The organism is Ideonella sp. B508-1 (assembly GCF_000333615.1).
In the GTDB taxonomy this organism is placed as follows: domain Bacteria; phylum Pseudomonadota; class Gammaproteobacteria; order Burkholderiales; family Burkholderiaceae_C; genus Ideonella.
The window spans coordinates 1-3610 of sequence record NZ_BADL01000099.1 but is presented as its reverse complement, the minus strand read 5'-3'; the positions used below and the strand labels follow the sequence as shown (position 1 = coordinate 3610).

At 62.6% G+C, this 3610-nt stretch carries 3 protein-coding genes and 1 pseudogene; all 4 read left to right on the top strand.

Going from position 1 to position 3610, the window contains the following annotated elements:
- Positions 1 to 1029 (top strand): hypothetical protein (locus I73_RS33045; RefSeq protein WP_159105839.1); only part of this gene is annotated, 1029 nt, incomplete at its 5' end.
- Positions 1026 to 2060: a PoNe immunity protein domain-containing protein gene (locus I73_RS30690; RefSeq protein ID WP_022979468.1), complete on the top strand. Its 1035-nt coding sequence runs from the start codon at positions 1026 to 1028 to the stop codon at positions 2058 to 2060. The genes I73_RS33045 and I73_RS30690, both read left to right, overlap by 4 nt.
- 37 nt (positions 2061 to 2097) lie before the next feature.
- Positions 2098 to 3246 carry a hypothetical protein gene (locus I73_RS04200; RefSeq protein WP_022979467.1) on the top strand — a complete coding sequence of 383 codons (1149 nt, stop codon included), beginning with the start codon at positions 2098 to 2100 and terminating at the stop codon, positions 3244 to 3246.
- A gap of 16 nt (positions 3247 to 3262) precedes the next feature.
- Positions 3263 to 3610, top strand: a pseudogene (locus I73_RS25860) (AP2 domain-containing protein); the annotation flags it as partial.

Genomic DNA, 3610 nt, shown 5'->3' with positions numbered 1-3610 from the left:
CAGGATCCTGACGACCTGTTGGGCGAGCAAGGCGCAGCCGTGGCGATGGCCATTACGGCCAATGTGGCCGTGGCCAGTGCGGTGCCGGCCACGCGCACCCGAGGCGGCCACAATGCAGCTGATCCCCACACCAAAGGCCAGGTGCCTGCGCGTGAAGGCGAACACAAGGTAGGAGCCTCTGACCGCACGGACGCCCAACGTGGCAAGGGCTCGACACATTCGGCTGTCGCCCGCACGTTGCGCAAGATCGGCAAGCCGGTCAATCAGGTCAAGGGGCTGATCGGTGAGCATGTGGTGGATTACCACGAGCTCAAACGCCTGGACGGGGACTGGACGCACGACGCGCCTCAAGGCCAGTGGCGCCCGGAGAGCGTCAAGAAACTCAACGACAAACGCCGCGGCGACAACCAGCACAAGGGGCCGATTCACATCGTGCTCAGCGACCTGGGCGAGGTCAATCGCCCCGGCATTGATGCCGTGTGGGAGCATGGCGGCCAGTACACGGTGACCGAAGCCAAGGCCAGTGCCAGCATGGGCGCGGTCTATGGCTTCGGCAAGTACAAGGAGAAGCAGGGATGGATTCCTGTCATCGACACCAAGGACCCCAGGTTGCAAGAACTGCATTACGTGCTCGCTGACTACTCAGACAAGGGCGACAAGGAAACGCCAACCATGCAGATGTCTAAGGCGTGGGTTGCAGACCGGGCTACGCGCGAGGGCGGGTTGACGCCATCCGCTGAGATTGCACTGACAGTAGACAGAACATCCAGGCGAGTCGCGCTGGTCACCCTCGAATCTTCGGGTGCAACGGCCCATGCATACGCTTTGGAGGATGTGGCCTTTGGTCGTATAGACGCTGAAGTGCATGTCCACGCTGACCACGGTGTAGCGTTGCAGTGGTCGGCAGCAGACATCGATGCTGTTGAGCAGGCGCGCAAAGACGCACGCAACCTGGGCCGAAAGGCAACTCCCGAACATAGACAACAGACCTCAGGCCGCTCGAAGAACGAGAGCAAGAAATCCTCATGACCGAAGCCGAATTCCGCCAGAAGCGTCGCCAGAAATTCCTGACAGAGAAGTATTTTGTCTTGAATGTGGTTTGGTTAGCCACGCTGATTGGTGAGCAGACCAAGGCGATAGCGGAGCGAAAGTCCGAAGGAGATACAGATGCCTTTGGTGAAGGGCAGATCTTCAAGGACAAGTTGAAACTGGTCCGCTTGCACTACACCGCAGGCGAGCCCATCGAGGCTCTCAAGCCCCTGTACGCCGAGGCCCTGCACTGGTTCGAGGCGTGGCACAAGGCGGAGCACAAATACTGGCTGCATCGCATCGAGACGACAGGTAACCGCGAGTTGGACCCAAACCAGTCACCGGTGGAATTGGGCGACCTATTCCAATTTCAACTCGCGCTGGACATGATCAGCCTGGGCATCCTGCTCGGCGAAGGCGACGGCATTCGCCGGGTTGCGACCCTGCTTAGCAGCACGCGCGGCACCGACATGCTGATGGAGTACATGTTCGAGACCATCGTGCCGGATCCGCGCGACATTGAGGTCTTCTTCCACGAGGAGCCCTACGGTGCCTTGGTGGATGCGATCTACACCGCCGACACGCCCGCGGAGTCTGTCGCCTACGTCAAGAAGTACCTTGACGGCTGGTATAAGGCCTTCGAGGGCGTACCCTGGCACGATGGGCATCTCGTGCAGAAAGAGCATCAACAGCCTTACGAGGGCTATTGGGCCTTCGAAGCAGCCGCTGTCTGCGTGCTGCACGGCATCGACGACAGCAGCTTCCGGGATCACCTGGTCTATCCCAAGGACCTGGCCGACTGGGCTCGGGCCCATCGCGTGAAGGACAAGGTCCAGCTGTCTGCCTCGACTGCGGCCGCAGCGGAACAACGCCTGCGCTGCGAAGCCGGCCAACCCTGCCCCAAGACCGGCTTCTGGTTCACCCCCGCCCGCACGGGCAGCCGCCAGCGCTTTGACGCCGGACAGGTGATGCCCGAGGTGGGCGGCGACTACGGTGCCACCATCTGGCAGTGGGACGAGGAGCAGGGCTGATGTGCAGGGTCAGAGACCACAGCGGGCCAGCCTCCCCATGACCACCAACCTGCTTGGCCAGCCCATCGGCGGCTACCCGGCCTACACCCTCAGCCTGCAGCAGAAGCGCCAGGCCACCTTGCTCTACCACTGGATGAGCCTGGACTACCTCAAGGGCTTGCTGGCCATGATCGACGCGCTCATCCAGGGCGCGGACGTGCATCTGGAACTGGCCAGGCGCCAAGGGCGTGACGCGCTGATCGCCAACCCACGCTGGGGTGTGCGCGACACCTCGGCCAACTGGTCCACCCATGTGTACCCGGCCCTGGAGGATTTCAAGAAGTCCACTCTTCGATTGATTGCCTGGCGAGCATCCGAGGCTTATTGCGGTACCGGCGCCAACCAATGCGGCCGCATGATCTCCGAGTTCTCTTCCATGTGGATGACCCCGGAGGAGGAGGCGCAATTCAACCGGCAGTGGGAAGCCATCTATCGTTACGCAAGTCAAATCGACGATGCGGTGGGTGTAGGTGGTACGCGCGATCTCGATGACTTCCTCATGGTCGTGAATTGGCAGGAGAACGCCGACAGGTTCCCGCGCCTGCCCAAGTTCCGTGTCCGAACCGATGTGGAAGGCATTTCAGGCAAGAAGCCGCCCCGCACCGGGGTGTACCTGGCCCAGGACGACCCCAACGCCACCTTGCAGTTCGCCTGGACGGGCAACGATGACGGTGTGCTGGGCAACGCGATTGTCTTCAACGACGTTGGGCAGCGGCTGTTGGCCGCGGTGGGCCGCGACAATTTATGGATCGACGACACCCAACTGATTCCGGCCGCGATCCAGGAAATGGAGAGGAACCCCAAACTCGACACGGGCATGTCTGATCTGGCAAAGGTCCGAGCCAAGCCTCATCTGGCAAAGGAAGCCATTGCCTTCGCTGCCTTCGCCAAACGCCCGTGCAAGTGGTATTTCGTGGAGCCCGTCAATGGCGAGTTCGACGATGAAGCTGAGGTGAAGGCCGCACCCAGTCCTGTTTCGCCCGCGCGCCTGCGCTGCGAAGCCAACCAACCCTGTCCCAAGACCGGCTTCTGGTTCACCCCGGCACGCGCCGGCAGCCGCCAGCGCTTTGAAGCCGGGCAGGTCATGCCCGAAGTCGGCGGCGACTACGGTGCGACGGTCTGGCAGTGGGACGAACTGCAGGACTGAGCCGAAAGGACGGACCATGCCGCAGCAGCGCACGCCTGAAGACCGCGACACTTCCCCGTCCCCGAAGGACTCGCACTTCGGCATCAAACGCTCCTCGCTGAGCCAGCTCTGGGAAGTGCGGCTGTACCGCCGTGGCGTGACTCACCGGCGGTGTTTCAGCGCAGCGCGCTATGGCGACATGGACCAGGCGCTGGCGGCGGCCCTGGTCTGGCGGGATGCCCGTCTGGCCGAGCTGGCCCCGTTCACCGAACAGGAGCTGTGCATGCGCCAGCGGGGCAACAACACCTCGGGCACTCCGGGCGTGACACTGATGACGGTCCGCCGCAAGCGCGCCGATGGCCACGTGGCCGAGGAGCAGCACTGG

Excerpts from the sequence above, each read along its gene's own strand:
- I73_RS30690 (WP_022979468.1), top strand. The coding sequence starts at position 1,026 with ATGACCGAAGCCGAATTCCGCCAGAAGCGTCGCCAGAAATTCCTGACA.
- I73_RS04200 (WP_022979467.1), top strand. The coding sequence starts at position 2,098 with ATGACCACCAACCTGCTTGGCCAGCCCATCGGCGGCTACCCGGCCTAC.